The sequence below is a fragment of the Paracoccus sp. S4493 genome, assembly GCF_000967735.1.
In the GTDB taxonomy this organism is placed as follows: Bacteria; Pseudomonadota; Alphaproteobacteria; order Rhodobacterales; family Rhodobacteraceae; genus Paracoccus; species Paracoccus marcusii.
The window spans coordinates 19,200-43,889 of record NZ_JXYF01000078.1; the positions used below are offsets into that span (position 1 = coordinate 19,200).

The 24,690-nt window shown below is 67.7% G+C and carries 28 protein-coding genes; 16 read left to right on the forward strand and 12 right to left on the reverse strand.

Translation table 11 applies throughout. The features are described from left to right. The first annotated feature begins 5 nt into the window (after positions 1 to 5). The 3 genes from TW83_RS12050 to TW83_RS12060 are packed head-to-tail and all read left to right on the forward strand — an operon-like array spanning position 6 to position 3,562. Positions 6 to 1,931 (forward strand): biotin carboxylase N-terminal domain-containing protein, encoded by a 1,926-nt coding sequence (locus tag TW83_RS12050; RefSeq protein ID WP_045983024.1) that lies wholly within the window; start codon positions 6 to 8, stop codon positions 1,929 to 1,931. Then, the gene (locus TW83_RS12055; protein WP_045983025.1) at positions 1,924 to 2,787 is read left to right on the forward strand and encodes a hydroxymethylglutaryl-CoA lyase; all 864 of its coding nucleotides are present in this window, start codon (positions 1,924 to 1,926) and stop codon (positions 2,785 to 2,787) included. Before TW83_RS12050 ends, TW83_RS12055 begins: the two co-directional genes overlap by 8 nt. Further along, positions 2,780 to 3,562 carry a crotonase/enoyl-CoA hydratase family protein gene (locus TW83_RS12060; RefSeq protein WP_045983026.1) on the forward strand — a complete coding sequence of 261 codons (783 nt, stop codon included), beginning with the start codon at positions 2,780 to 2,782 and terminating at the stop codon, positions 3,560 to 3,562. The genes TW83_RS12055 and TW83_RS12060 overlap by 8 nt, the downstream gene beginning before the upstream one ends. Here the strand turns inward: TW83_RS12060 and TW83_RS12065 are convergent. Further along, on the reverse strand, positions 3,559 to 4,815 hold the full coding sequence (locus tag TW83_RS12065) for an Nramp family divalent metal transporter (RefSeq protein ID WP_045983027.1): 1,257 nt from the start codon (positions 4,813 to 4,815) through the stop codon (positions 3,559 to 3,561). The two genes, TW83_RS12060 and TW83_RS12065, sit on opposite strands and share 4 nt — an antisense overlap. 125 nt (positions 4,816 to 4,940) lie before the next feature. Then, positions 4,941 to 6,236 carry a serine hydroxymethyltransferase gene (gene glyA, locus TW83_RS12070; RefSeq protein WP_045983028.1) on the reverse strand — a complete coding sequence of 432 codons (1,296 nt, stop codon included), beginning with the start codon at positions 6,234 to 6,236 and terminating at the stop codon, positions 4,941 to 4,943. Positions 6,237 to 6,352: 116 nt separating this feature from the next. On the opposite strand from glyA, the gene TW83_RS12075 reads away from it, so the two are divergent. Beyond that, positions 6,353 to 7,177: an NAD kinase gene (locus TW83_RS12075; protein WP_084697431.1), complete on the forward strand. Its 825-nt coding sequence runs from the start codon at positions 6,353 to 6,355 to the stop codon at positions 7,175 to 7,177. Between the two features lie 7 nt (positions 7,178 to 7,184). On the opposite strand, the gene TW83_RS12080 is transcribed toward TW83_RS12075, so the two are convergent. The 3 genes from TW83_RS12080 to TW83_RS12090 form a co-directional block, all read right to left on the reverse strand. Continuing rightward, positions 7,185 to 8,207: a hypothetical protein gene (locus TW83_RS12080; RefSeq protein WP_045983051.1), complete on the reverse strand. Its 1,023-nt coding sequence runs from the start codon at positions 8,205 to 8,207 to the stop codon at positions 7,185 to 7,187. Positions 8,208 to 8,287: 80 nt separating this feature from the next. After that, positions 8,288 to 9,196, reverse strand: a complete 909-nt coding sequence (gene rpoH / locus TW83_RS12085; RefSeq protein ID WP_045983030.1) for an RNA polymerase sigma factor RpoH — start codon at positions 9,194 to 9,196, stop codon at positions 8,288 to 8,290. Positions 9,197 to 9,306: 110 nt separating this feature from the next. Continuing rightward, complete coding sequence (locus tag TW83_RS12090) at positions 9,307 to 10,329, reverse strand: RluA family pseudouridine synthase (protein WP_045983031.1); 1,023 nt, start codon at positions 10,327 to 10,329, stop codon at positions 9,307 to 9,309. Between TW83_RS12090 and TW83_RS12095 the strand changes: the two genes are divergently transcribed. Further along, positions 10,328 to 10,639: a DUF6476 family protein gene (locus TW83_RS12095; RefSeq protein WP_045983032.1), complete on the forward strand. Its 312-nt coding sequence runs from the start codon at positions 10,328 to 10,330 to the stop codon at positions 10,637 to 10,639. The genes TW83_RS12090 and TW83_RS12095 overlap by 2 nt on opposite strands. On the opposite strand, the gene TW83_RS12100 is transcribed toward TW83_RS12095, so the two are convergent. After that, positions 10,630 to 10,887 (reverse strand): accessory factor UbiK family protein, encoded by a 258-nt coding sequence (locus TW83_RS12100; RefSeq protein ID WP_045983033.1) that lies wholly within the window; start codon positions 10,885 to 10,887, stop codon positions 10,630 to 10,632. The genes TW83_RS12095 and TW83_RS12100 overlap by 10 nt on opposite strands. Positions 10,888 to 11,006: 119 nt before the next feature. Between TW83_RS12100 and lgt the strand changes: the two genes are divergently transcribed. From lgt to pgeF, 3 genes are read left to right on the forward strand one after another with little or no spacing between them, the layout of a single operon-like run. After that, positions 11,007 to 11,888, forward strand: coding sequence for a prolipoprotein diacylglyceryl transferase (lgt, locus tag TW83_RS12105; protein ID WP_045983034.1), 882 nt, complete (start codon positions 11,007 to 11,009; stop codon positions 11,886 to 11,888). Further along, on the forward strand, positions 11,885 to 12,943 hold the full coding sequence (locus TW83_RS12110) for an SAM-dependent methyltransferase (RefSeq protein ID WP_045983035.1): 1,059 nt from the start codon (positions 11,885 to 11,887) through the stop codon (positions 12,941 to 12,943). Before lgt ends, TW83_RS12110 begins: the two co-directional genes overlap by 4 nt. Then, positions 12,927 to 13,682, forward strand: coding sequence for a peptidoglycan editing factor PgeF (gene pgeF, locus TW83_RS12115; RefSeq protein WP_045983036.1), 756 nt, complete (start codon positions 12,927 to 12,929; stop codon positions 13,680 to 13,682). The genes TW83_RS12110 and pgeF overlap by 17 nt, the downstream gene beginning before the upstream one ends. Here pgeF and TW83_RS12120 read toward each other — a convergent pair. Beyond that, positions 13,679 to 14,704, reverse strand: a complete 1,026-nt coding sequence (locus tag TW83_RS12120; protein ID WP_045983037.1) for a hypothetical protein — start codon at positions 14,702 to 14,704, stop codon at positions 13,679 to 13,681. The genes pgeF and TW83_RS12120 overlap by 4 nt on opposite strands. A 3-nt stretch (positions 14,705 to 14,707) precedes the next feature. Beyond that, complete coding sequence (locus TW83_RS12125) at positions 14,708 to 15,208, reverse strand: Lrp/AsnC family transcriptional regulator (protein WP_045983038.1); 501 nt, start codon at positions 15,206 to 15,208, stop codon at positions 14,708 to 14,710. 156 nt (positions 15,209 to 15,364) lie between these two features. Between TW83_RS12125 and trxB the strand changes: the two genes are divergently transcribed. Then, positions 15,365 to 16,348, forward strand: a complete 984-nt coding sequence (gene trxB / locus TW83_RS12130; RefSeq protein WP_084693651.1) for a thioredoxin-disulfide reductase — start codon at positions 15,365 to 15,367, stop codon at positions 16,346 to 16,348. A 4-nt stretch (positions 16,349 to 16,352) separates the two neighbouring features. Here the strand turns inward: trxB and TW83_RS12135 are convergent, their stop codons facing one another. Next, a complete protein-coding gene (locus TW83_RS12135; protein WP_045983040.1) occupies positions 16,353 to 16,892 on the reverse strand; it encodes a hypothetical protein in 540 nt (179 codons plus the stop codon). A 194-nt stretch (positions 16,893 to 17,086) separates the two neighbouring features. On the opposite strand from TW83_RS12135, the gene TW83_RS12140 reads away from it, so the two are divergent. The 3 genes from TW83_RS12140 (at position 17,087) to TW83_RS12150 (ending at position 21,131) form a co-directional block, all read left to right on the forward strand. Further along, entirely contained in the window at positions 17,087 to 18,796 is a 1,710-nt protein-coding gene (locus TW83_RS12140; protein ID WP_045983041.1) for a bifunctional sulfate adenylyltransferase/adenylylsulfate kinase, read from the forward strand. Between the two features lie 110 nt (positions 18,797 to 18,906). Continuing rightward, positions 18,907 to 20,334: an MFS transporter gene (locus tag TW83_RS12145; RefSeq protein WP_045983042.1), complete on the forward strand. Its 1,428-nt coding sequence runs from the start codon at positions 18,907 to 18,909 to the stop codon at positions 20,332 to 20,334. Then, positions 20,331 to 21,131, forward strand: a complete 801-nt coding sequence (locus TW83_RS12150) for a hypothetical protein (RefSeq protein ID WP_045983043.1) — start codon at positions 20,331 to 20,333, stop codon at positions 21,129 to 21,131. Before TW83_RS12145 ends, TW83_RS12150 begins: the two co-directional genes overlap by 4 nt. Here the strand turns inward: TW83_RS12150 and TW83_RS12155 are convergent. The 3 genes from TW83_RS12155 to TW83_RS12165 form a co-directional block, all read right to left on the reverse strand. After that, complete coding sequence (locus TW83_RS12155) at positions 21,128 to 21,355, reverse strand: DUF1150 family protein (RefSeq protein ID WP_045983044.1); 228 nt, start codon at positions 21,353 to 21,355, stop codon at positions 21,128 to 21,130. The two genes, TW83_RS12150 and TW83_RS12155, sit on opposite strands and share 4 nt — an antisense overlap. Beyond that, the gene (locus tag TW83_RS12160; protein ID WP_045983045.1) at positions 21,348 to 21,776 is read right to left on the reverse strand and encodes an Hsp20 family protein; all 429 of its coding nucleotides are present in this window, start codon (positions 21,774 to 21,776) and stop codon (positions 21,348 to 21,350) included. Before TW83_RS12160 ends, TW83_RS12155 begins: the two co-directional genes overlap by 8 nt. A gap of 107 nt (positions 21,777 to 21,883) precedes the next feature. Then, on the reverse strand, positions 21,884 to 22,315 hold the full coding sequence (locus TW83_RS12165; protein ID WP_045983046.1) for a hypothetical protein: 432 nt from the start codon (positions 22,313 to 22,315) through the stop codon (positions 21,884 to 21,886). A gap of 122 nt (positions 22,316 to 22,437) precedes the next feature. Between TW83_RS12165 and TW83_RS12170 the strand changes: the two genes are divergently transcribed. From TW83_RS12170 to TW83_RS12185, 4 genes are read left to right on the forward strand one after another with little or no spacing between them, the layout of a single operon-like run. After that, positions 22,438 to 22,653 carry a DUF465 domain-containing protein gene (locus TW83_RS12170; protein WP_045983047.1) on the forward strand — a complete coding sequence of 72 codons (216 nt, stop codon included), beginning with the start codon at positions 22,438 to 22,440 and terminating at the stop codon, positions 22,651 to 22,653. A gap of 60 nt (positions 22,654 to 22,713) precedes the next feature. Next, positions 22,714 to 23,199 carry a 5-(carboxyamino)imidazole ribonucleotide mutase gene (purE, locus tag TW83_RS12175; protein WP_045983048.1) on the forward strand — a complete coding sequence of 162 codons (486 nt, stop codon included), beginning with the start codon at positions 22,714 to 22,716 and terminating at the stop codon, positions 23,197 to 23,199. Continuing rightward, entirely contained in the window at positions 23,192 to 24,226 is a 1,035-nt protein-coding gene (locus tag TW83_RS12180; RefSeq protein WP_045983049.1) for a 5-(carboxyamino)imidazole ribonucleotide synthase, read from the forward strand. The genes purE and TW83_RS12180 overlap by 8 nt, the downstream gene beginning before the upstream one ends. Beyond that, entirely contained in the window at positions 24,223 to 24,657 is a 435-nt protein-coding gene (locus TW83_RS12185; RefSeq protein ID WP_045983050.1) for an NUDIX hydrolase, read from the forward strand. The genes TW83_RS12180 and TW83_RS12185 overlap by 4 nt, the downstream gene beginning before the upstream one ends. Positions 24,658 to 24,690 lie beyond the last annotated feature (33 nt).

A 24,690-nucleotide genomic window follows, 5' to 3' on the forward strand; every position in this document is an offset into this window, starting at 1 on the left:
ACGACATGTTCGACAAGATCCTGATCGCCAACCGGGGCGAGATCGCCTGCCGCGTCATCGACACCTGCCGCCGCTTGGGCGTGGCGACGGTCGCGGTCTATTCCGACGCCGACCGTGATGCGCGCCATGTGCAGATGGCCGATCAGGCCGTGCATCTGGGCGGCCCGGCCCCCGCCGAAAGCTATCTGCGGGGCGACAGGGTCATCGCGGCGGCCAAGGCCACGGGTGCGCAGGCCATCCATCCGGGCTATGGCTTCCTGTCCGAGAACCCCGACTTCGTCGATGCGGTGGTGGCCGCGGGGCTGGTCTTCATCGGGCCATCGGCGGCGGCGATCCGGGCGATGGGCCTCAAGGACGCGGCCAAGGCGCTGATGGAGAAGGCGGGCGTGCCGGTCGTGCCCGGCTATCACGGCGCGGATCAGGACCCGGACCATCTGGCCGCCGAGGCCGCGCGGATCGGCTATCCGGTGCTGATCAAGGCGGTGGCGGGGGGCGGCGGCAAGGGCATGCGGCGCGTGGACGACCCCTCGGCCTTTGCCGATGCGCTGGAAAGCGCGCGGTCCGAGGCGCAGGGCGCTTTCGGCAACCCCGCCGTGCTGATCGAGAAATACATCCTGCAGCCGCGCCATATCGAGGTACAGGTCTTCGGCGACGGCACCCGCGCCGTGCATCTTTATGAACGCGACTGCAGTCTGCAGCGCCGCCACCAGAAGGTCATCGAGGAGGCCCCGGCCCCCGGCATGACGCCCGAGATGCGGGCCGCGATGGGCGGTGCGGCGGTGCGCGCGGCCGAGGCCATCGGCTATGCCGGGGCGGGCACGATCGAGTTCATCGTGGACGGCGCGGATGGGCTGCGGCCCGACGGGTTTTGGTTCATGGAGATGAACACCCGCCTGCAGGTCGAACACCCCGTGACCGAGGCCGTGACCGGCATCGACCTGGTCGAATGGCAGCTGCGCGTGGCCAGCGGAGAGCCGCTTCCCCGTGAACAGCGTTTGATCGTAACTGCCGGCCACGCTTTTGAGGCACGACTGTATGCCGAAGATGTGCCCGCAGGCTTTCTGCCTGCTACCGGCCGGCTGTCCCATCTGCGCTTTCCCGACGGTGCCCGGATCGAGACGGGTGTACGTCCGGGCGATACGATCAGCCCGTGGTACGACCCGATGATCGCAAAGGTGGTCACGTGGGGTGCGACCCGCGCCATCGCGCTGCGCGCGCTGGAACAGGCGCTGGTCGATACCGAGGTCGCGGGGTCGGTCACCAACCTGGACTTCCTGATCGCCCTGTCCCGGCATGAGGGCTTCAGGCGCGGCGAGGTCGACACCGGGCTGATCGCCCGTGACCTGCCGTCTCTGCTGGATGGCGGGGCCGAGGACCGCGCCGCCTTGGTTCTGGGCGTCATCGGGCTGGCCGGTCTGGCCAATCCCGACATTCGCGGCGGCGCGACCCTGTGGCAACCGCTGCGCCGCACCATCGCGTGGGAGGGCGGTCAGGCGGTTCTTGAGGTGACCGGGCCGGGTGCGGCGCGCGTCACGCTGGACCGCGCGCATGAGGTCCGCTGGCAGTCAGGGCGCTGGTGGGTTGACGGGCAGCCCTGCCGCCACCGCGTCGTGACCCACCCGGCGGGCGTCGGTGTCTTTGGCGGCCGCGGGGTGCACCTGACCCCGCTGGACCCGCTGGCGCGCAAGGCGGCCGACGGAACGGGGGACGGGGTGACCCGGTCGCCGATGCCGGGACTTGTCAAGGCGGTCCATGTGACGGCGGGCCAGGCCGTTTCGGCGGGCGACCGGCTGGCCGTGCTGGAGGCCATGAAGATGGAGCACAGCCTGACCGCCGCCGCCGATGGCGTGGTGGCCGAGGTTCTGGCCCAGGCCGGCGATCAGGTCGAGGCCGGCGCCCCCCTCATCCGGCTGGAGCCAGTCGATGGCTGAGCGCGTCCAGATCTTCGAGATGGGCCCCCGCGACGGCCTGCAGAACGAGAAGCGGCTGATCCCCACCGCCGAAAAGATCGCCCTGGTCGACCTGCTGAGCCAGGCGGGCTTTGACGACATCGAGGTCACCAGTTTCGTCCCCGCGGCCTGGGTGCCCCAGATGGCGGACGGGGCCGAGGTGATGGCGGGCATCACCCGCCGCCCCGGCACGCGCTATGCGGTGCTGACGCCGAACCTGCGCGGCTATCAGGCGGCACGGGCGGCACGGGCCGACACGGTTGCGGTCTTTGCCAGCGCCTCGGAGGGGTTCAGCCGGGCAAACCTGAACGCCAGCATCGCCAACAGCTTGGCACGCATGGCACCGGTCGCGGCACAGGCGCGTGCCGATGGCGTCACCCTGCGCGGCTATGTCAGCGTGGTGACCGACTGCCCGTTCGACGGGCCGGTGGCCCCAGCCGCCGTGGCCCGCGTGGCGGCAGCCCTGCGCGACATGGGCTGTCAGCAGATCAGCCTGGGCGACACGATCGGGCAGGGCCGCCCCGAAACCATCGACGCCATGCTGGCCGCCGTGCTGGAGGAACTGCCCGCCAACCGCTTAGCAGGGCATTACCACGATACCGCCGGGCGGGCGCTGCAGAATGTGGATGTCAGCCTGGAGCGCGGGTTGCGGGTGTTCGACGCCGCGGTCGGCGGCCTGGGCGGTTGCCCCTATGCGCCGGGTGCAGCGGGCAATGTCGCGACCGAGGCGCTGGCCCGGCACCTGGACGCGCGCGGCTTTGCGCATGGACTGGACATGGAAATCATCACCCGCGCCGCCGCCATGGCCTGCGCCCTGAGGGAGGCCCCCGATGCCTGACACCATCCGCATCGACCGCGACGACCGTGGCGTGGCGACTTTGTGGCTGACGCGTGCGGAAAAGCACAACGCCCTGTCCCGCCCGATGATGGACGAGCTGACCCAGGCTGCAGCCGATCTGGGCGCGGATGCGTCCGTGCGCGTGGTGGTGCTGGCGGCCGAAGGCGGCAGTTTCTGCGCGGGCGGTGATCTGGGCTGGATGCGCGAGCAGATGGCCGCGGATGACGCCACGCGGCGCGAGGGGGCGCAAGCGCTGGCCGGGATGCTCTCTGCGCTGAACCTGCTGCCCAAGCCGCTGATCGCACGGGTTCAGGGCAATGCCTTTGGCGGGGGCGTGGGCATGATGGCGGTCAGCGACATCGTCGTGGCCGCCGACACGGCGCGGTTCGGGCTGACCGAGGTCAGGCTGGGCCTGATACCCGCGACCATCGGCCCCTATGTGCTGGCCCGCATGGGCGAGCCCGCGGCGCGGCGGGTGTTCTTTTCGGCCCGTCTGTTCGATGCCGGGGAGGCCGTGGACCTGAACCTGGTGTCGCGCCGGGTCGCAGCGGCGGATCTGGATGCGGCGGTGGAGGCCGAGGTGGCCCCCTTCCTGCAGGCGGCACCGGGGGCGGTCGCGGCGGCCAAGGCGCAGTGCCGCGCGCTTGGTCCGCGCATCGACGCCGCCGTCATCGAGGACAGCATCGACCGCCTGGTCGCTGTCTGGCAAGGCGCCGAAGCCCCCGAGGGGATCTCGGCCTTCTTCGACAGGCGCAAGCCCGCCTGGCAGTCCTAGAACAGCCGCATGATGGAGCTGCGCAGCTGATCGACCGCCAGTGCGGCAAAGGCCAGCGTGCACAGCACCAGCAGGATGTTGGTCAGCGGCTTGTTGCGCCATTCGGCGGGTACGCGGTCGGTGTTCAGGATCCACAGCAGCGTGACCGACATGAACGGCATGAACAGCGCGCCCAGCACGCCATAGGCCAGGATCAGCAGCACCGGCTGGCCCAGGAACAGCATCGCCATGGGCGGGATGGTCAGCCAGACGATGTAGGCGCGATAGTAGCGCCCGCCCGCCAGGCGGTCGGGATGGGCGTGCGGCTTGCCCTGCACATGGCCCATGAAATCCGCAAACATCAGGCTGACCCCGTTCCACACCCCGATCAGCGAGCTGAATGATGCCGCGAAAAACCCGATCAGGAACAGCTTGCTGAGCCAAGGGCCATAGCGTTCACCCAGGACGCGGGACAGGTCGACCATGCCCTGATCACCGCCGCCGATGGCGATGCCCGCTGAGTAGAGCAGTTCCGCCCCAACGATCAGCGTCGCCACGACGAACAGGCCGGTCACCAGATAGGCGACCGCGTTGTCGATGCGCATGACCGACATGAAGCGCGGGCTGTCCCAGCCCTTCTCGCGCAGCCAGTAGCCATAGGCCGCCAGCGTGATCGTGCCACCGACGCCGCCCGCGACGGACAGGACGTTGATCATCGCGCCATCCGGGATCATCGGGGCAAGGCCGGTCAGGACCTCGCCAAGGTTGGGCAGGGTGGCTGCGGCCGCCAGGACCACGGCGATGAACATCAGGATGACCATCGCGGTCAGCACCCGTTCGAACAGGTCGTAGCGGCCCGACCAGACCAGCGCCAGGCCCAGCAGGCCCGACAGGATGCCCCAGGCCGGAACGCCTAGGAACGGCATCAGCGAGGTCAGCGCCAGTCCCGTCCCGGCCATTGCCGCCGCGCCATAGACAAAGCCCCAGATCACGATGTAGGGGCCGAAATACCAGCTGGTCCATTTGCCAAGCGTGCTCCATCCCTCGAAGATGGTGTTGCCGGTGGCCAGGCTGTAGCGGCCGGCACCCTCGACCAGCACGATCTTCATGATGCAGCCCGCAACGACGGCCCACAGCAGGGCATAGCCGTATTTGCTGCCCGCGACAGTCGTGGCGATCAGGTCGGCCGCGCCGACGCCGGTTGCGGCCACGACCAAGCCTGGGCCGACCAGGCTCCAGCGCGGTTCGGCTTGGGGGCGATTGGGTGGTGTCATCTGTCCTCATCCCTAAATGTCCGCGCAAACCATGACGCGAAACTGCAGGATGCGCAAATGGCACAAACGGAAAACCCCGCCGCGCGGGGGCGCGGCGGGGCGTACAGGTCACCGATGTCGGGCGATCACATGCCCTGGTACAGCGGGAAGCGGGTGCAGAGCTGGCTGACCTCGGCGCGGACCTTTTCCTCGACCGCGGCATTGCCCTCCTCGCCATTGGCGGCCAGGCCGTCGACGACCTCGACGATCCAGCGGGCGATCTGGCGGAACTCGGGCTCGGCGAAGCCGCGGGTGGTGCCTGCGGGCGCGCCAAGACGGATGCCCGAGGTCACGAACGGTTTTTCAGGGTCGAACGGCACGCCGTTCTTGTTGCAGGTGATGTGCGCACGGCCCAAGGCGGCCTCGGTCGCCTTGCCGGTCACGCCCTTGGGGCGCAAGTCGGCCAGGCACAGGTGGTTGTCGGTGCCGCCCGACACGATGTCGATGCCGCCCTTCATCAGCTCGTCCGCCATGGCGGCGGCGTTCTTGACGACCTGCTGGGCATAGGTCTTGAACTCGGGGCGCAGCGCTTCGCCAAAGGCCACCGCCTTGGCGGCGATCACGTGCATCAGCGGGCCGCCCTGCAGGCCGGGGAACACGGCGCTGTTGATCTTCTTGGCGATGTCCGCGTCGTTGGTCAGGATCAGGCCGCCCCGGGGACCGCGCAGCGACTTGTGCGTGGTCGAGGTGACGACATGGGCATGCGGGACGGGCGAGGCATGTGCGCCGCCCGCGACCAAGCCCGCGATATGGGCCATGTCCACCATCAGATAGGCGCCGACCTCATCCGCGATGGCGCGGAAGGCGGCCCAGTCCCAGCTGCGGCTGTAGGCGGTGCCGCCCGCGATGATCAGCTTGGGTTTGTGCTGGCGGGCGCTTTCGGCGATCGCGTCCATGTCCAGCTGATGGTCCTGCGCACGCACGCCATAGCTGACGACGTTGAACCACTTGCCCGACATGTTGACCGGCGATCCGTGCGTCAGGTGACCGCCCGAATTCAGGTCTAGGCCCATGAACGTGTCGCCCGGCTGCAGCAGCGCCAGGAACACGGCCTGGTTCATCTGGCTGCCGCTGTTGGGCTGGACATTGGCGTATTCGCAGCCGAACAGCTGCTTGGCACGCTCGATCGCCAGGTTCTCGGCGATGTCGACATACTGGCAGCCGCCGTAATAGCGCTTGCCCGGATAGCCCTCGGCATACTTGTTGGTCAGGACAGACCCCTGAGCCTCCATCACGGCTCGGCTGACGATGTTCTCGGAAGCGATCAGCTCGATCTCGTCGCGCTGGCGGCCCAGTTCCTGGGTGATCGCCTTGGCAATGTCGGGGTCACGGCTGGCCAGGGTTTCGGTGAAGAAGCCGTTGTCGCGGGTCGGTGCGTTCATCGGTCTTTCGTCCTTTTTGGGCTGGGGCGGCTTGAGTTTGCGTCTTTTAACGCAACGTCGCGCATGCCGAAAGTGACAAAACGACCCGCATCCCGCCCGTTGCGACGCGCTGCGGAATGCGCTTGTCATCATGTCTGTCGCGCGTGATGGTGCAGGTCCATCAGGGGACAGGACGGCCGATGACGCGCAACGTGCATTTCACCGCAAGCCACGCCGAGACCGCCCGGGCGGCCCTGTCCGTGCTGACGGCGCGCTATGGCCAGGCCCCGCTGGCGGAGGCCGACGTCGTGGTGGCCCTGGGCGGGGACGGGTTCATGCTGCAGACCCTGCACGCGACGCAGGGTCGGGGGCTGCCGGTCTATGGCATGAACCGTGGCACGGTGGGGTTCCTGATGAACGCTTATGCCCAGGAGGACCTGACCGACCGCCTTGCCCTGGCCGAGGAGACCGTCATCAACCCGCTGCGCATGCGCGCCACCTGTGCCGACGGCACCTGCACCGAGGCCTTGGCGATCAATGAGGTCAGCCTGCTGCGCGAGGGGCCGCAGGCCGCTAAGCTGCGCATCAATGTCGACGGGCGGTTGCGGATGGAGGAACTGGTCTGCGACGGTGCGCTGGTCTCCACTCCGGCGGGATCCACGGCCTATAACTACTCCGCGCACGGGCCGATCCTGCCGATCGGGTCGGAGGTGCTGGCCCTGACCGCCATTGCGCCTTTCCGTCCGCGCCGTTGGCGGGGGGCGCTGCTGCCCAAGGGCGCATCCGTGGTGATCGAGGTGCTGAATGCTGACCGCCGCCCCGTCATGGCCGATGCCGACAGCCGTTCTGTTCGCCACGTGACGCAGGTCGAAATCCGCAGCGCCGACGACATCCGTCACCGCCTGCTGTTCGATCCGGGCCACGGGCTGGATGAACGCCTGCTGCGCGAACAGTTCGTCTAAGGGGGCGTCAGCCCGCGCAGATCTGCTGCAGCGCAAGCCACTGTTCGTCGGTCAGCAGGCGGGCAGGCGTGGTTCCCTGACGGATGGGGTCGGCCTCGATCAGTGGCAGGACGGCGGCGCCGGTCGGATCGATGCTGCGCGCATAGGGTTCGGTCGACAGCCCGCGTTCCGCGAAGGCAGGGGGCAGGGCGGCGAGGTCAGGCCGGGGCAAAGATTGCGACAGCAGCGTCTCTCCATAGCCCTGCATCGCGTCGCGCGACAGAGTCCCAAGCGTCATCAGGCGCAGTGCGTTCATCAGCCCCGCATGCCGCAGCGCATCCAGCGTCGCCTGCTTATCCTCGACCGCCAGACGGGCGGCGATCAGGTGACCGGCAGAGGCTTCGGGCCCGGGGGTGGTGGCCAGCAGGTCGTTGCCCAGCACATAAAGATCACCCGGCAGGCGACGCGCCCCGTTCAGCGGCGCGGGCACGACCTGCACCAAGGCCTGGTCGCCGATCAGCTGGGGTGCGATCCAGTCCAGCACCTGCTGGCCCGACCGCCGACGGCAGACGGCACCGGCGCTGTGCTCCAGATCGGCCAGCACGGCCAAGCCGATTGTTCGCGCCTGCGCGGGGGGAGCGATCCGGGCCGCATGGCGGATCAGCGCGTCGGGCAGCCAGAACGTCAGGGCAGCCAGCATGGTGACAGCGCCCAGCACCGTGACGACGCCCCGCAGGCGGCCCGGCACGGCACGGTGAACGGCGATGGCTCGTTGGACGCGTTCGATCCCCTCGATCATCAGCGGATCATCGATCTCGACGGTCTCGTCGGGTGCCTGACCGTTTGGGGTATAGATCGCGGGCAGTTGACCCGGATTGATCCGCGTCACCGCAGGCAGCGACCAGTGCGACAGAGGACGGTCCGATTTCGGGTCCATCATCGTCAGAGTCGCGGCGCCCACCGAGACGATGACCTCGCGCAGCCGTGATTCGGGCGTCTCGCGCCACGAGCCCTGCGCCTCAAGGCGCTGGAATTCAGTCAGGGCAGTCACGGGGGCGGGCATGGTCTAGGGTCGTCCTGCAGGGTGCCCAGACCATAGCGCCGCGCCGCGTTGCGTCAATGCAGCGCGGGTCACTCGACCGTATCGGCGATCCGCATGCCCTTGTCGCGGGCCAGGGTGCGCATCCGTTCCTGCAGCTTCTCGAACGCGCGCACCTCGATCTGGCGGATGCGTTCGCGCGACACGCTGTAGCGGCTGGACAGATCCTCCAGCGTCATCGGATCGTCGCGCAGACGACGCTCTATCAGGATGTCCTTCTCACGCTCGTTGAGTGCATCCATCGCGTCGATCAGCATCTGGCGACGCGTGTCCAACTCCTCCGACTCCGCATAAGCCTCGGCTTGATTGGCGTTCGTGTCCTCCAACCAGTCCTGCCACTGCGCCGACGATTCGCCATCGCCCGACCCGACCTGCGCGTTGAGCGAGGCGTCACCACCGGAAAGCCGGCGGTTCATGTCGACGACCTCTTTCTCGGTGACGTTCAATTCGGTGGCAATCTGGGCGACGTTCTCGGGACGAAGATCGCCTTCCTCCAGGGCGCCGATCTTGGATTTCGCCTTGCGGAGGTTGAAGAACAGCTTCTTCTGCGCGCTTGTGGTGCCCATCTTGACCAGGGACCAGGACCGCAGGATGTATTCCTGGATCGAGGCGCGGATCCACCACATTGCATAGGTGGCAAGGCGGAAGCCACGTTCCGGGTCAAACCGCTTGACCGCCTGCATCAGGCCGACATTCGCTTCGCTGATGACCTCTGCCTGTGGCAGGCCATAGCCGCGATAACCCATCGCGATCTTTGCGGCCAGACGCAGGTGGCTTGTCACCAATTGATGCGCGGCGTCGCTGTCTTCGTGATCGGCCCATGCCTTGGCCAGCATGTATTCCTGTTCGGGTTCCAGCAGCGGAAACTTGCGGATCTCCTGCAGATATCGGTTCAGACCCTGTTCCGGGCTTGGGGCGGGAAGATTTCCATAAGTCGCCATGATGTTCGCCTTTCGCAGAGACCGGTTAACGCAGCGTCGAACAGCCCGGTTCCGGGACAGAATGCCGCATCCGCGCGGGCAGTGTCATGTGTGGTCGGCTCACGCTTTCGTCAAGGGGCGGTGCGAAGGGCGTCCAGAAGGGCCTGCATGTCGTCGGGCAGGGGACTGTCGAACCCCATCTCGACCCCGGTGACCGGATGGACGAACCCCAGATGCGCGGCGTGCAACGCCTGTCGGGAAAACGCCTGGACCGCTGCCGCCGCGGTGCCAAGCGCCTTGGCAGAGGCGCGTCGTGACCCGCCATAGACCGGATCGCCGATCAGCCCCAGGCCGCAATGGGCCATGTGCACCCGGATCTGGTGGGTGCGCCCCGTTTCCAGCCGGCACTCCACAAGCATGGCCGAAGGCGGCGTGCCGAACCGTTCCAGCAGCCGCGCGCGGGTCACGGCGTGACGGCCCTTGTCGGCAAAGACCGCCTGACGTTGGCGGTCGGTCGGGTGGCGCGACAGGTGCGTGGCGATCCGCAGCACCAGCCCTTCCTCGAACGAGACGCCGGGCGTGCCACGCAGACGCGGATCGGCCGCGTCGATCGCCCCGTGCGCCAGCGCAAGATAGCGCCGGTTGGCTGTATGCGCCTCGAACTGGGCGGCAAGGCCGTGATGCGCGCGGTCCGACTTGGCGACGACCAGCAGGCCCGACGTGTCCTTGTCGATGCGGTGCACGATGCCGGGGCGCTTTTCGCCCCCGATGCCCGACAGCGAATCGCCGCAATGCGCCAGCAGCGCATTGACCAGCGTGCCGGTGGGGCTGCCCGGCGCGGGATGGACGACCATCCCGGCGGGCTTGTCGATCACGATCAGGTCATCATCCTCATGCGCGATGACCAGCGGAATGGCCTCGGCCCGCGTCTCGACAGGCTCGGGCGGGGCCAGGGCGATGCGGTATTCCTGACCCTCGGAGACGCGCGCCTTGACGTCGCGTGCGGGGCCGTCCGGACCGCTTACCGCACCGTCAGCGATCAGCCGCGCCAAGCGCGACCGCGACAGGGCCGCATCCTCTGGCACCGCCATGGCAAGCGCCTTATCAAGTCGGTCGGGCGGGTTGGCCGGAATGGTCACGGAAAGGATCGACATGGCGCAGGATGATACCGATTGGAAGGTGGCGGCGAAAGCCGTCCCGGAACTGCGCTTTCTGAAGACGCTGGTGACGGGGCTGACGCTGGTCATGGGGGTGGGGATGATCGCGGTCGTGGCGCTGCTGTGGGTGCGGCTGAACCAGCCCGTGCTGCCCGAACTGCCCGATGCGATCACGCTGCCTCAGGATGCGCAAACCCGCGCGGTGACCTTTGCGACCGATCGGATCGTCGTGCTGACGACGGACGACCGGGTGCTGGTCTATGACCGCGCGGGAACGCTGATGGGGCAGACGGCGCTTCAGCCCTGAGGCTTGTCGGCACCCGCGGACAGGGCGTCCAGCCGCGCCTTCAGTTCGGCATTCTCGGTGCGGGCCTTGATCGCCATCTCGCGCACGGCCTCGAACTCCTCGCGGGTGACAAAGTCGCGGTCGGCCAGCCAGCGGTCGATCCAGCCCTTCATGGCCGTCTCGGCCTCGCTGCGGGCGCCCTGGGCCACGCCCATCGCGTTGGTCATCAGCTTGGACATGTCGTCGAAGAAACGGTTCTGGGTGGTCATCTGGCGGTGCCCTTCTGTCTTGCGTTGCGTCCTATATGGTCCGGTGCGGTCCAGGGTTCAATGTTGACAGTGCGGCTTTGGCGACTAACGTGCGCGGCAAATCGCAGACCCGAGGCCCCATGATCCCGTTTCCCGACATCGCCCCCGAAATCTTCACGATCACCCTGGGCGGGTTCTCGTTCTCGCTGCGCTGGTATGCGCTGGCCTATCTGGCCGGCCTGATCCTGGGTTGGCGGCTGATCGTCGCGATGATGCGCCGTCCCGCGCTGTGGGGCGGCACGCCGCCCACCGCGCCCGACCGGGTCGACGACCTGCTGACCTGGGTCATCCTGGGGGTGATCCTGGGCGGGCGTCTGGGGTTCGTGCTGTTCTACGAGCCCGCCTACTATCTGTCGAACCCCGGGCAGATCCTGCAGGTCTGGCAGGGCGGGATGAGCTTTCACGGCGGCTTTGCCGGCGTGATCGTGGCGACCTGGGCCTGGTCGCGCAGCCAGGGTGTACCCGTCCTGCGGCTGGCCGACGCAATGGCCGTCGTGGCACCGATCGGCATCTTCTTCGGGCGCATCGCCAACTTCATCAACGCCGAACTGTGGGGCCGCCCCACCGACCTGCCTTGGGGCGTGGTCTTTCCCGGCGAGGCGGCGCAGACCTGTCCCGGCATCGTCGGACCCTGCGCTCGCCACCCCAGCCAGCTGTACGAGGCGGGACTTGAGGGCCTGCTGTTGGGGCTGATCCTGCTGGTCCTGGTTCGCGCCGGAGGGCTGCGCCGTCCGGGCCTGGCCTTTGGGGTTTTCCTTGCCGGCTATGGGCTTGCGCGCATGTTCGTCGAATTGTTCCGCGTCGCCGACGCCCAGTTCATCACGCCGGACAACCCGCTTGGCCACGTCCTGGGCGGCCCTGTGATCGGCCTGACGATGGGGCAGACGCTGTCGCTGCCGATGGTCCTGATCGGGCTGGCACTGGTGGCTTATGCGCGGCGCCGCCCGCCCGTCGCCGCATGACGCCCCTGGCCGCGATCATCGCGGCGCGCATCCGCGCGACGGGGCCGATCAGCCTGGCCGAGTACATGCAGGTCTGCCTGATGGACAGTCGTCACGGCTATTACGCGACGCGCGATCCCTTCGGCACCGCGGGTGATTTCACGACCGCGCCGGAGATCCACCAGATGTTCGGCGAACTGTGCGGCCTTGCGCTGGCGCAGACCTGGCTGGACCAGGGTGCCCCGGCCCCGTTCGCCTTGGTCGAGCCGGGACCGGGACGCGGGACGCTGATGGCCGACATGCTGCGCGCGATGCGGCAGGTGCCCGGCCTGCACCCGGCCGCCGACGTCGCCCTGATCGAGGCCTCGCCGCATCTGCGCGGCGTTCAGCGCGATCGTCTTGGACCCGTCACGCATCTCGACCGGATCGAGGATATAGGATCCAAACCACTGTTCTTGATCGGGAACGAGTTCATCGACGCCCTCCCGATCCGTCAGTACCAGCGAACCGACGATGGCTGGAGTGAGCGTCTGGTCGGGCTGTCGGATGATGGTCTGCGCATGGGGCTTGGCCCCGTCCTGCCGCTGGCCCGGACGGGGTCTGTGGGCGACATCGTCGAGGAATGTGCCGAAGGCGCGGCCTTTGTCGAGGCCGCGGCCCGCCACATCGCGACCAATGGCGGCTGCGCGATCCTGATCGATTATGGCGGGTGGAACGGGTTCGGCGACACGTTTCAGGCCCTGCGCAACCATGCTCGCGAAGATCCGCTGGCGCATCCGGGGCAGGCCGACCTGACGGCGCATGTTGATTTCGCACCCTTGGCCGCCGCGGCCATCCGGGGCGGGGCGGTGGCGTCGCGTCCCGTGCGACAGGGCGATTGGCTGCGCGCCCTGGGGGCCGAGGCACGGGCCGCCCGGCTTGCCGCTGCGGGTGACGGGGGCGCGATGGCCGCGCTTCGGCGCTTGACCCACCCCGACGAAATGGGTCACTTGTTCAAGGTAATCGCGATCTGGCCCAAGGGCGCGCCGCCCGTGCCCGGATTTGTCGCGCTGGAGGCCCATGCAGACCACGCTTGAGATCCTGACCCACCCGTTGCTTTCCGACGTAAGGCACGGTTTCTTCACGCGAAAGGGTGGGGCATCCTCCGGGCTGTTCGCAGGTCTGAACTGTGGGCGCCGCTCTTCGGACCAAAGTGAGATGGTGCTGGTCAACCGTGCCCGCGTTGCGGGCGCGATGGGCCTGCCGCTGGCCACCGTCAAGCAGATCCATTCCGCAGATGTGATCACCTTGACGGACGATCATGACGTCGATGTGGTCAAGGACATCAAGGCTGACGGGCTGGTCACCGCCCGGCGCGACGTGGCCTTGGGCGTGCTGACCGCCGATTGCCAGCCCGTGCTGCTGGCCGATGCCGCGGCTGGCGTCGTCGGCGCCTGTCACGCCGGGTGGCGCGGCGCCATAGCCGGCGTGATCGAGGCGACGGTGGCCGCCATGCGCGATCTGGGTGCGACCGACATCCGCGCGGTGATCGGCCCCACGATCAGCCAGCGCGCCTATGAGGTCAGTCCCGAATTCATGGATGAGTTTCTGGCTGACGATATGGCCAATGACCGGTTCTTTTCCGGCGGTCCGAATGGTCGGCCGATGTTCGACCTTCCCGCGTTCGGGCTGTCACGCCTGCGCGCAGCTGGCGTGCAGGCGGAATGGTCGCGGCACTGCACCTATTCCGACCCCGACCGCTTCTTCAGCTATCGCCGGTCCACGCATGAGGGACAGGCCGATTACGGTCGGCTGATCAGCGCCATCTCGCTCTAGCCCCCGAACGCAACTGAACGCAGTGGCGGCGGTATCCGCCGCGCAGGGTTCGGGCGCAGGCCGCGGCGCAGGGCCATCTGAACCCCGGCGCCCAGCAACGCCGCCATCTGTCCCAGGACCAGCGCGATCAGGGCGGCGGCGGCCATGGCGGCATCGGCCAGGCGCCGCATCAGGCGCAGGCTGTCGGATTTGCCCAGCACTGTCAGCACACGGGTCGTGTCCGGCCCCGCGGCTTCTGACAGACGCGCCAGGCGGCGCAGGTCGTCCGGATCCTCGGCCAGCCGAAGGATCGGCAGCAGTTCGGGAACCGAGGCCTGTCGCCCGATCGTGCGCAGATCACCGGCGATGCCGGACAGGGCCCGGGCGGGCGCGGGGCTGCGCGCCGCGGCGGACAGGGCGCGTGTCATGCCGGGTGACAACGCATCGGCGCGACGCGCGACGCGCAGCGTGGTGGCCGCGCCCTTGATCGACAGGCTGCTGCCCGCCGTGACCAAGGTGCCGGCAGTCGCGGCAAGGCCCAGGGTCGCCAGCGCAGCCTCGATGCCGTCGGGGTCGCCTCCGGTAGCCCAGGTGCCGCCCTGCCGGATCAGCGCGGCGGCATCACCTGCGGGCGACAGTTCGAACGGCAGGGTGCAGGCGGCGACCAGGGACAGGCTGGGACAGGCGGTCACGTCGCGCATGCAGGTGCCGCAATCGGACAGCGTGTCCAGCATGCCGACCGCCAGCGCGGCGTCGGCACGGGCGCGCAGGTCGGGTGGCAGCGGCGTGCCCTGATCGCGGGCCAGATCCATCAGTATCTGCACCTGCTGGCGGTCGCCTGCATCCAGCGCGGCGGTCAGGCGAGGGATCAGCCAGTCCGGGGTCGCGCGGTCGGCCACGGCGCGCATCAGGGCCGCACGGGCCTGATCCAGGCCGCGATCGACCAGCGGAGTGGCAAAGGGGTTCTGCGACAGCATCCAGCCCGTCACCGCGACCGTCGCCAGCGACCAGATCAGCAGCGTCAGGCGGGCCAGCCTGCGCAAGGATCAGCCTGCTTCGCGGACGCGTTCCTCGACGATCTCGAAGGGGACGGCGGGTTCGTTCTTGGCGCCCCGGATCACCAGCGACGTTTTGACCGATGCCACGTTCGGCGCGGCGGTCAGGCTGTTGGTCAGGAAGCGCTGGAAGGTCGACAGGTCCGGAGAGATGCATTTCAGGATGAAATCGATCTCTCCGTTCAGCATGTGGCATTCGCGGACCAGCGGCCATTCCTGAACCAATGCCTCGAAGGCTGACAGGTCGCGTTCGGATTGCGACGCCAGGCGGACCATAGCAAACACCTGCACCTCGAACCCCAGTTCGCGGGCGTCGATGTCAGCATGGTATCCGCGGATATATCCCAGCTCCTCCAGCGTGCGGACGCGGCGTAGGCAGGGCGGCGCTGAGATGCCCACCCGGCGGGCCAGTTCGACATTGGTCATGCGCCCGTCGGCCTGAAGTTCGGCCAGGATCTTGCGGTCGATGTCGTCCAGTTTGGCGCCGGCCATGGTTGTCTTTCTTCTGTCAGGTCTTGGCGTTGCCGGAAACTACAATGCCGCCCCGTCCGGCGCAACAATCTTATCGACGTCGGTCCGTGGCGGGGATGCGTTGCAGTCCGGCGCATGAGGGACTACCTCATGCACAAACCGCGAAAGGGGCGCAAGATGACCGAACGCAGCCATGTGAAACTTTTGATCGTGGGATCTGGCCCGGCGGGATACACCGCCGCCGTCTACGCCTCCCGCGCCATGCTGGAGCCGATGCTGATCCAGGGGATGCAGCCCGGCGGGCAGCTGACCATCACGACCGAGGTCGAGAACTGGCCCGGCGACACCGAGATCCAAGGCCCCGACCTGATGGTCAAGATGGAGACCCACGCTCGTGCGATGGGTGCCGAGATCGTTACCGATCTCGTGACCGCGCTGGACCTGCAGAAGCGTCCCTTCACGGCGACGTGCGACAGCGGTCGGGTGGTCACCGCAGACGCGGTGATCCTTGCCACGGGGGCGCAGGCGCGCTGGCTTGGCCTGCCGTCCGAGGAGAAGTTCAAGGGTTTCGGCGTCAGTGCCTGCGCCACTTGTGACGGGTTCTTCTATCGCAATCGCGAGGTCGTGGTGATCGGCGGCGGGAACACCGCGGTCGAGGAGGCGCTGTTCCTGACCAAGTTCGCCAGCAAGGTGACGCTGGTGCACCGCCGCGACAGCCTGCGGGCCGAGAAGATCCTGCAGAACCGCCTGTTCGCCCATCCCAAGGTCGAGGTGATCTGGAACAGCGAACTGGCAGAGGTCACCGGCACCGAAACCCCGGTCGGCGTCAGCGGTGCCACGCTGCGCAACCTTGTTGACGGAACGACGCAGACGATCAAGGCTGACGGCGTGTTCGTGGCAATCGGCCATGCGCCGGCCAGCGAACTGGTCAAGGATCAGCTGGAACTGCACAACGGCGGTTACGTCAAGGTCGAGGCGGGCAGCACGCGCACTTCGATCCCGGGCGTGTTCGCGGCGGGCGACCTGACCGATCACATCTATCGTCAGGCTGTGACCAGCGCGGGCATGGGATGCATGGCCGCGCTGGATGCCGCGCATTTCCTCGAGGCTCAGGGCGAGGTCGAGCTGGAGCCTGAGCAGCGGGTTGCCGTCATCTACTGACGGCTCAGCCGCGCTCGCGCGAGCGTTCGCGGGCCGGCAGCTCACCTGCGTGATCCAAGGCACCCGACGGTGCGGCGTCACGCTGCGTCTCTGCCAGGCCGGCCTTGCCGGGATCGGCATCGGGGTCGTTCGGGTGCAGCGGTCCGCCGGTCTCCATCATTGCGTTGGTGGCGTCGTCCTTCAGTGCGGCAGCTTTCTGGGCCAGATCCTTCTGGCTGGGATCGGCATCGCCTTCGCGCCGTTCGCGTTCGGCCGTCGCCCGGTCCAGGGCGGCGGTCAGAAACTCGGCCTTGCTTCGCGTGCCCGCGTTGCCGGCCGCAGGGTTTGTGCCCTTGGGCCCGGCCTTTCCCCGCGCCTCGCGCCCTTGGCGGGCCGCAATGTCGCGCGCGCGGTTGCGACGAACACGCAGCAGCCCCACCAGATCGGACAGTTCCTTGTCGGACAAACGGCCCAAGGCCGGTTGTCGGGTCTGGTTCGCCAGCTCCAGTTCATCCTGGGACAAGGCGCGCTGCTCTTCCTGGCTTGCGGTGGTCTGGTCGGTCATCATGCGCTCCTGTCGTTGCGGTTCGCGAACCCAACGTGACGCGTGTGGTCGGGTTCCCGGCGGCACGCCCGAAGCGAAAAGCGTTTTCCCAGACTTGAATATCGCTTTCATGGGGGCTATGCGTCGCGTCGAGTCGCGCGATCCCCGCAGGGTCGCGTGTTGATCCGTTTCTGCGCAACCCACGAGTCGTGACCATGACCCTACCCAAGCATGCCCCCATTCCCGAACTCTATGTCTCCGAGGCGTCGGCCGCCGCGCTGAAAGACGATGCCGGGCGGATGCCCAGCTGGGACCTGACGCCACGCCAGATCTGTGATCTGGAGCTGCTGATGAACGGCGGCTTCAACCCGCTGAAGGGCTTTCTGACCCAAGCCGACTATGACGGCGTCGTCAGCGACATGCGCCTGACCTCGGGCGCGCTGTGGCCGATGCCCATCACGCTGGACGTGTCCGAAACGTTCGCCGAAGGGCTGGAGCCGGGCACCGACATCGCGCTGCGCGACCAGGAGGGCGTGATCCTGGCGATCATGTCGCTGACCGACAAATGGGTGCCGAACAAGGCGCTGGAGGCCGAGAAGGTGTTCGGCGCCGACGACCTGGCGCATCCGGCGGTGAACTATCTGCACAACGTCGCGGGCTCGGTCTATCTGGGCGGCCCGGTCAAGGGCCTGCAGGCGCCGACGCATTACGATTTCCGCGCCCGCCGCAACACGCCCAACGAACTGCGCACCATGTTCAAGAAGCTCGGCTGGAGCCGCGTCGTCGCGTTCCAGACCCGCAACCCGCTGCACCGCGCGCACCAGGAGCTGACCTTCCGCGCCGCCCGCGAGGCTCAGGCGAACCTGCTGATCCATCCGGTCGTCGGCATGACCAAGCCGGGCGATGTCGACCACTTCACCCGCGTCCGCTGCTACGAGGCGGTGCTGGACAAGTATCCGGCGGCCACCACCAGCCTGTCGCTGCTGAACCTGGCGATGCGCATGGCCGGCCCGCGCGAGGCTGTATGGCACGGCCTGATCCGGGCCAACCACGGCGTGACCCACTTCATCGTCGGCCGTGACCATGCCGGACCCGGCAAGAACAGCCAGGGCCAGGACTTCTATGGCCCCTATGATGCGCAGGAGCTGTTCAAGGCCCACCAGTCGGAAATCGGCGTCGAGATGGTCGACTTCAAGCACATGGTCTATGTGCAGGAAAAGGCGCAGTATTTCCCCGCGAACGAGATCCCCGAGGGCAGCACCGTCCTGGACATCAGCGGCACCGAACTACGCCGCCGCCTGCGCGAGGGGCTGGACATCCCGGAATGGTTCAGCTTCCCCGAGGTCGTCCAGCAGCTGCGCCGCACCTCGCCCCCGCGCGCCAACCAGGGCTTCACCGTGTTCTTCACCGGCCTGTCGGGGTCGGGCAAGTCGACGGTCGCCAACGCGCTGATGGTCAAGCTGATGGAGATGGGCGGTCGTCCCGTGTCGCTGCTGGACGGTGACGTGGTCCGCAAGCACCTGTCGTCGGAGCTGGGGTTCAGCAAGGAGCATCGCGACATCAACATCAAGCGCATCGGCTATGTCGCGTCCGAGATCACCAAGAACGGCGGCATCGCGATCTGCGCGCCGATCGCGCCCTATACCGCGACCCGCCGCGCCGTGCGCGAGATGGTCGAGGCCGGCGGCGCCTTCGTCGAGGTCCATGTCGCCACGCCCCTGGAGGAGTGCGAACGCCGCGACCGCAAGGGTCTCTACAAGCTGGCGCGGGAAGGCAAGATCAAGGAGTTCACCGGGATTTCCGATCCCTATGAAGAACCGGCCAACCCCGAACTGCGCGTCGACACGACCGACATCGACGTGGACAGCGCCGCGCATCAGGTGCTGCTGAAGCTGGAGAGCATGGGCCTGATCGGCCTGTCCTGATCCCTGCCGCAGTGATACGAACGGCCCCGGTGCGACACCGGGGCCGTTTGGCGTCCGGAACCTCGCGCGCCTGCGGATGGTTCCGCGCTGACCGTCAACGGAGTTGTCCGATGCCCCATCCCGCCAGCCCGCCCAAGGGCGTCAACCCCTGGGCCGCAACCGTGCTGTTGCTGATGGGCAATTTCATGAACCTGATCGATGTCAGCATCGTCAACGTCGCGTTGCCCTCGATCCGCACCGATCTTGGCGCCAGCGAGACGCAGATCGAATGGATCTCGGCGGCCTATGTGCTGGCCTTTGCGGTGGGTCTGCTGCCCTGCGGGCGCTTCGGGGACAAGCTGGGGCGCAAGCGGCTGTTCCTGTCGGGCGTGGGGCTGTTCACGCTGGCATCCGTCCTGTGCGGGCTTGCGCCCGACATCAACGTCCTGATCGGCGCGCGTGCGCTGCAGGGCATCGGCGGGGCGATGATGGTGCCGCAGGTCATGGCGATCATGCACGTGATCTTTCCCCCCGAACAGAAGGCCAAGGCATTCGCGCTGGCGGGCGTGGTCATCAGCCTGGGCGCGGTCACGGGGCCGCTGCTGGGCGGCGTGCTGATCAGCGGGAACCTCTATGGGCTTGAATGGCGGCCCATCTTCCTGGTCAACCTGCCGGTGGGGCTGTTGGTCGTATTGGCGGGGTTCTGGCTGATCCCGCGGCTGGAATCGTCGCGCGACATGGCGATCGACTGGTGGGGCGTGGGCCTGTTCGGTCTGGCCATCACACTGGTCGTCCTGCCGATGATCGAGGGACCGCTGCTGGGCTGGCCGTGGTGGACGCTGGTCACGCTGGTTGCGGCGATCCCCGTCGGGGCGCTGTTCCTGCGACGCCAGCACGCACTGGAGGCGGAGGGCCGGGAACAGCTGCTGCCGATGGTGCTGCTGCGGGATCGGGGCTTTCTGTCCGGGGTGACGGTGGTGATGCTGCATTTCTCGGCCATTCCGGGAATGTTTCTGGTCCTGGCCATCTATTTCCAGACCGGCTTTGGCCTGACGCCGCTGGAGTCGGGCATCGCCACGGCGCCGTTCCCATTGGGCATCATGCTGGGCAGCTATGTCACGGGGCGGTTCGGGACGCGGGCGCTGGTGGGGCGGGTCGCCCTGGGCGCGGCGGTCATGCTGGCCGGGATGATCTGGTTGCGCCACGCGGCGGCCCACCCGCCTGCCGATCTTGGCCCCGGTACGCTGGTCGGGCCTTTGGCGATGAACGGCCTGGGGATGGGTCTGGCGATCTCTCCGCTGTTCCAACTGGTGCTGCGTGACGTGCCGGGGCGCATCGCGGGGGCCGCGACGGGGGGGATGCAGGCGTTCCAGCAGATCGGCGCGGCCATCGGCATCGCCATCGTCAGCAGCCTGTTCTTTGTCCGCCTGCGCGTTGATCAGGACCATGCCGCGGCCACCGGCCACGCGCTGTCCTATCAGATCTGCGTCTTTGCGGCGATCCTGACGGTACTGGCGCTGCGCCAATGGCGCGGTGACCGCCGGGCGGTGACGCCATGAGCTGGCGGTCGTCCCTGGAGGTCTGGGATGTCGCCACCGGGCAGTCCCGCGTGATCCTGCGCACCCCGATGCTGATCGAGGCGCCGAACTGGCACCCTGACGGCTGGTTTCTTGTGAACGGAGAGGGGCGCCTGTGGCGCGCCGATGCCGACGGCCTGCAGCTGCTGCAGACCGGCTGCGCCGAACGGTGCAACAACGACCACGGCTTTCTGCCCGACGGGCGGGTGATCTTTTCCGCGCATGACGGGACCGGGGCCGGGATGCATGTCTGGGACGGCGCGGCCACCCAACCGGTGGGCACGCAGCGCCCAAGCTGGTGGCACGGCGCGCACGGCGACCGGCTGGTCTATGCCTGCGCGCGGGGCGACCGCGTGGTACGGATCGCCACCTGCGCCGTGGATGGCAGCGGCGAACGGGTGCTGACCCCGGACGTCGCCCATCACGACGGTCCCGATTTCAGTGCGTGTGGCAACTGGATCTGGTTCAACAGCGACGCGACCGGTCATGCGCAGATCTGGAAGATGCGCGTCGATGGATTGGACGCCGCGCCGGTCTTTCGCGACGATTCGGTGAACTGGTTCCCGCATCCGTCGCCCTGCGGGCGCCATGTCGTCTATCTGGCCTATGCGCCCGAAACGCTGGAACATCCGCGCGACCGGGACGTATCCCTGTGGATCATGGCGCCGGACGGGACGGAACGGCGCAAGCTGTGCGACCTGTTCGGTGGGCAGGGCACGCTGAACGTGCCCTGCTGGTCGCCCGATGGGCGGGCTTTCGCGTTTATGCGCTATGCCTAATGGACGCTGACGGGCCGCAGCTCGTTCTCACGCGCCAAGGTGAAGGCCAGGGCGCGGTCCTGGACCAGGGCGAGCCGTTCACCATCGGTGTCGTGGACGGCGTACAGGGTCTGAACGCCAGGCAGTTGGTCTTGGACGTCGCGGGGCAGGGTCGCGGCGACGACCTGCCGAATGTAGACGGTCTGGGCGGACGTACCGCCTCCGAAATCAAATTTGCTATCCATGATGATCCCCTTGCTTGCGGCTGATCGGAATGGTCTTGACGACCTGCTGCGGATTCACCCGGCGCAGGTCGATGTGCAGAAGCCCGTTTTCCATTGCGGCTGACGTCACCTCGACCCCGTCGGCCAGCACGAAGCTGCGTTGGAAGGCGCGGGCGGCAATGCCGCGATGCAGATAAACGCGGGCGTCGTCCGGTTCGGGTTGCCGGCCGCGGATCACCAGCTGGCGGTCCTCGGTCGTGATGGCCAGGTCGTCCTCGGCAAAGCCGGCGACGGCCAGGGTGATGCGGAAGGCATCGGGCGGCAGGTGTTCGATGTTATAGGGCGGATAGCCCTCGGCCCCCTTGGAGGCCCGTTCCACCAGGCGTTCAAGCTGGTCGAACCCCAGCAGATAGGGATGTGCCCCTAAGGAAATCTTCGTCATCTCAGCCCTTTGCGTTGCAGCGACTGCAGGTCCGGGGCCCCGTTGCGGCGGCCCCCGTCCTGCGCAAGATATGGAAAGGCCGGCATCGTTTTGCAAGATCCGCGCTGTCAGGGCCGAAGGTCGCAGGCCTCCATCGCCTGTCCGATCGCGCGCCGAGACCCCTCCAACGGCAGGCTGAGCGTCACGGGCCCGGCCAGCAGGGTGACCTGCCGCCCTCCGGTCAGCGCCGACAACAGCTGCGATCCGGGATCGGCGGCGATCGAATGGACGCCGTTCGTCATGTCAGACGGCACGGCGATCCGCTGTCCGTCGACCAGGACGACAATCGGATCGTCGGTCTGTCCCATCCCGTCGATCACCAGACGTCCCGCATCGCCGGGCCGGCAGACATAGCTGAGCCTGCGTCCCTCATAGGCGATCTCGGCAGCGTGGCCGGGCCCGTCGGGCAGGCGCCCCGTGTTCCAGGTGACATCGCCATCGGACTGGCCCGCGGCGGGGCCGGCGATCATCAGCGCAAGGATGGTGGCAAGCCGCGACATGGCAACCCTCCGGGACACACCCTCACGATGGCGTGAGCCGTGTGGTTTGTCCATGCCAGCTTAACAGATGCCGCGCGACACGCTATAAGTCGGAACCACGGCATTTCCCAAGAGCCCGCCCGATGAACATGCAGCATTCGATGAACCACGACGAAATCAGCCGCGCCCGTCTTGCGGCCCTGCGCTGCGAGCATCGCGACCTGGACGAGGCCATCGCCGCCCTTCAGGGCCAGCTGACCGCCTCCGTCGCCCTGCAGCGGCTGAAGAAGCAGAAACTGTCGCTGAAGGATCGCATCGCCCGACTGGAGGATGAGTTGACCCCCGACATCATCGCCTGATTGCGACCCGCGCGGACCCGCGCTAGGACAGGCACGCGGCGCACAATACGGGGACGACAGATGACCGAAGCGGTGGGAATCATCATGGGCAGCCAGTCCGACTGGCCGACCATGCGCGAGGCGGCACAGATCCTGGACGAACTGGGCGTGCCCTATCACACCCGCATCGTCAGCGCGCACCGCACCCCGGATCGGCTGTGGGACTATGGCAAGTCGGCGGTCGGGCGTGGTCTGCGCGTGATCATTGCGGGGGCAGGGGGCGCGGCCCATCTGCCCGGCATGATGGCGTCCAAGACCCGCGTTCCGGTGATCGGGGTGCCGATCCAGACCAAGGCGCTGTCCGGTGTCGATTCGCTGTATTCGATTGTGCAGATGCCCAAGGGCTATCCGGTCGCCACGATGGCGATCGGGGCGGCGGGTGCCGCCAATGCGGGGCTTATGGCCGCAGGCATCCTGGCGCTGAACGACCCGGCGCTGGCGCAGCGGCTGGACGACTGGCGCATGGCGCTGTCGGCCTCGATCCCCGAGGAGCCCGCGGATGACTGAGGTCCGCACCATCGGGATCCTGGGCGGCGGCCAGCTGGGCCGGATGCTGTCGGCGGCCGCAAGTCGCCTTGGCCTGCGCTGTCACATCTTCGAACCAGGCGCCGCTCCTGCGGGTGACGTCGCCTGGCGCGTGACGACCGCCCCCTATGAGGACGAGGCCGCACTGCGCTCCTTTGCGGAAAGCGTCGACGTAATCACCTATGAATTCGAGAATGTGCCGACCAGCGCACTGGATCTGCTGGAAAGCCTGCGCCCCATCCGCCCGGGGCGGCGCGCGCTGGCCGTGTCGCAGGACCGGCTGACCGAAAAGACCTTCCTGACCGACATCGGCCTGACCGTCGCGCCCTTTGCCGACGTGGCGGATCAGGGCGCGCTGGACGACGCCATCGCGCGGATCGGTCGCCCGTCGATCCTCAAGACCCGCCGCATGGGCTATGACGGCAAGGGGCAGGTGCGCATCGGAGAGGGTCCGGCCGACTGGACCGGCGCACCGTCGGTCCTGGAGGGGTTCGTGAACTTCACTGCCGAGATCAGCGTGATCATCGCACGCGGCACCGATGGCCAGGTGGCGGCCTTCGATCCGGGCCTGAACGTCCATGAGGGCGGCATCTTGCGCACCACCACGGTGCCCTGCGGCCTGCCCGGGCGGGTGACCACCGACGCGGTGCTGATCGCCGCGCGCATCGCCAACGCGCTGGATTATGTCGGCGTGCTGGGGGTCGAACTGTTCGTGACCCCGGAGGGTCTGATCGTGAACGAGATCGCGCCCCGCGTGCACAATTCCGGCCACTGGACGCAGACCGGCTGCGCGGTCGACCAGTTCGAACAGCATATCCGCGCCGTGGCAGGACTGCCCTTGGGCGACGGCAAGCGTCATGTGGACGTGGTGATGGAGAACCTGATCGGCGACGACATGGACCGTGTGCCCGCGCTGCTGGCACAGCCGCGGACGCAGGTTCACCTCTATGGCAAGGGGCAGGCGCGGCCGGGCCGCAAGATGGGCCATGTGAACCGGATCGCCGGATGATCCGACTGGCGGTGCGTGCCGCGATCCTGCATCGCGATCGCGTGCTTGTGGTGAATGCCTATCCGGGGCAGCAGTCCGACCTGTGGTGCCTGCCGGGCGGCGGGGTCGAACCGCAAGCCTCGCTGCCCGACAATCTGGCGCGCGAGGTTTTGGAGGAGACGGGCCTGAGCATCGCCGTCGGGGATCCCTTCCTGGTGAACGAATTCCACGACCCCTCCCGGCGGTTTCACCAGGTCGAGGTGCATTTCCGCGCCACGCTGACAGGGCCCGACGTGTTGACGCTGACCGATCCCGAAGGCGTCGTGAACCGTGCGCGATGGGTCACCCGTGCCGAACTGACCACGCTTAGGCACAAGCCCGATATGCTGGGGGATGCGATCTGGGGAGATGGCACGGCACGATACGACCCGCTGGAGCGGATCGTCGGCTGATGCGGAACCACGGCGGGGGGGCCGGGGGGCTGG

What these genes read in the sequence shown, in the direction of transcription:
- TW83_RS12065 (WP_045983027.1), bottom strand. Translation starts at nt 4,815, where the DNA reads ATGACACCACCCAATCGCCCCCAAGCCGAACCGCGCTGGAGCCTGGTC.
- lgt (WP_045983034.1), top strand. Translation starts at nt 11,007, where the DNA reads ATGATCCCGTTTCCCGACATCGCCCCCGAAATCTTCACGATCACCCTG.
- TW83_RS12135 (WP_045983040.1), bottom strand. Translation starts at nt 16,892, where the DNA reads ATGACCGACCAGACCACCGCAAGCCAGGAAGAGCAGCGCGCCTTGTCC.
- TW83_RS12155 (WP_045983044.1), bottom strand. Translation starts at nt 21,355, where the DNA reads ATGGATAGCAAATTTGATTTCGGAGGCGGTACGTCCGCCCAGACCGTC.
- TW83_RS12050 (WP_045983024.1), top strand. Translation starts at nt 6, where the DNA reads ATGTTCGACAAGATCCTGATCGCCAACCGGGGCGAGATCGCCTGCCGC.
- rpoH (WP_045983030.1), bottom strand. Translation starts at nt 9,196, where the DNA reads ATGGCGACTTATGGAAATCTTCCCGCCCCAAGCCCGGAACAGGGTCTG.
- TW83_RS12075 (WP_084697431.1), top strand. Translation starts at nt 6,353, where the DNA reads ATGCGCTTGTCATCATGTCTGTCGCGCGTGATGGTGCAGGTCCATCAG.
- purE (WP_045983048.1), top strand. Translation starts at nt 22,714, where the DNA reads ATGACCGAAGCGGTGGGAATCATCATGGGCAGCCAGTCCGACTGGCCG.
- TW83_RS12110 (WP_045983035.1), top strand. Translation starts at nt 11,885, where the DNA reads ATGACGCCCCTGGCCGCGATCATCGCGGCGCGCATCCGCGCGACGGGG.
- TW83_RS12140 (WP_045983041.1), top strand. Translation starts at nt 17,087, where the DNA reads ATGACCCTACCCAAGCATGCCCCCATTCCCGAACTCTATGTCTCCGAG.
- TW83_RS12170 (WP_045983047.1), top strand. Translation starts at nt 22,438, where the DNA reads ATGAACATGCAGCATTCGATGAACCACGACGAAATCAGCCGCGCCCGT.
- glyA (WP_045983028.1), bottom strand. Translation starts at nt 6,236, where the DNA reads ATGAACGCACCGACCCGCGACAACGGCTTCTTCACCGAAACCCTGGCC.
- TW83_RS12090 (WP_045983031.1), bottom strand. Translation starts at nt 10,329, where the DNA reads ATGTCGATCCTTTCCGTGACCATTCCGGCCAACCCGCCCGACCGACTT.
- TW83_RS12165 (WP_045983046.1), bottom strand. Translation starts at nt 22,315, where the DNA reads ATGTCGCGGCTTGCCACCATCCTTGCGCTGATGATCGCCGGCCCCGCC.
- TW83_RS12185 (WP_045983050.1), top strand. Translation starts at nt 24,223, where the DNA reads ATGATCCGACTGGCGGTGCGTGCCGCGATCCTGCATCGCGATCGCGTG.
- TW83_RS12055 (WP_045983025.1), top strand. Translation starts at nt 1,924, where the DNA reads ATGGCTGAGCGCGTCCAGATCTTCGAGATGGGCCCCCGCGACGGCCTG.
- TW83_RS12145 (WP_045983042.1), top strand. Translation starts at nt 18,907, where the DNA reads ATGCCCCATCCCGCCAGCCCGCCCAAGGGCGTCAACCCCTGGGCCGCA.
- TW83_RS12125 (WP_045983038.1), bottom strand. Translation starts at nt 15,208, where the DNA reads ATGGCCGGCGCCAAACTGGACGACATCGACCGCAAGATCCTGGCCGAA.
- trxB (WP_084693651.1), top strand. Translation starts at nt 15,365, where the DNA reads ATGACCGAACGCAGCCATGTGAAACTTTTGATCGTGGGATCTGGCCCG.
- TW83_RS12060 (WP_045983026.1), top strand. Translation starts at nt 2,780, where the DNA reads ATGCCTGACACCATCCGCATCGACCGCGACGACCGTGGCGTGGCGACT.
- TW83_RS12095 (WP_045983032.1), top strand. Translation starts at nt 10,328, where the DNA reads ATGGCGCAGGATGATACCGATTGGAAGGTGGCGGCGAAAGCCGTCCCG.
- TW83_RS12100 (WP_045983033.1), bottom strand. Translation starts at nt 10,887, where the DNA reads ATGACCACCCAGAACCGTTTCTTCGACGACATGTCCAAGCTGATGACC.
- TW83_RS12150 (WP_045983043.1), top strand. Translation starts at nt 20,331, where the DNA reads ATGAGCTGGCGGTCGTCCCTGGAGGTCTGGGATGTCGCCACCGGGCAG.
- TW83_RS12180 (WP_045983049.1), top strand. Translation starts at nt 23,192, where the DNA reads ATGACTGAGGTCCGCACCATCGGGATCCTGGGCGGCGGCCAGCTGGGC.
- pgeF (WP_045983036.1), top strand. Translation starts at nt 12,927, where the DNA reads ATGCAGACCACGCTTGAGATCCTGACCCACCCGTTGCTTTCCGACGTA.
- TW83_RS12160 (WP_045983045.1), bottom strand. Translation starts at nt 21,776, where the DNA reads ATGACGAAGATTTCCTTAGGGGCACATCCCTATCTGCTGGGGTTCGAC.